This is a genomic window from Cognatundibacterium rugosum, from assembly GCF_014284365.1.
Classification (GTDB): domain Bacteria; phylum Pseudomonadota; class Gammaproteobacteria; order Burkholderiales; family Burkholderiaceae_D; genus Undibacterium; species Undibacterium rugosum.
Genome location: NZ_JACOGG010000076.1, coordinates 1 through 255, shown reverse-complemented (window position 1 = coordinate 255; position 255 = coordinate 1). Strand labels below are relative to the sequence as shown.

General features: G+C 54.1%; 1 protein-coding gene. It reads right to left on the bottom strand.

What is annotated here, in order from left to right; translation table 11 throughout:
• Window positions 1-255, bottom strand: a 255-nt coding sequence (locus tag H8K47_RS18880; RefSeq protein ID WP_186882740.1) for an IS66 family transposase, incomplete at both ends; no start/stop codon positions are given.

Genomic DNA, 255 nt, shown 5'->3' with positions numbered 1-255 from the left:
TCTTCGCTGTACCGATCAGGCTATGCATGGCAGCAGCTCGCTCACCACCGCTGTCCGACCCAAGAAACAGGAAGTTCTTGCGGCCCAGGCAGCAACCCCGTAACGCATTCTCGGCAATGTTGTTATCCATCTCGGCCACGCCATCTTCACAGTAATAGTTCAACGCATGCCACTGGTTGAGCATGTAGTTGATGGCCTTGGTGGTCTCGGATTGTGTCGATAGTGTCAGCAGTCTGTTGCGCAGCCAAACTTCCA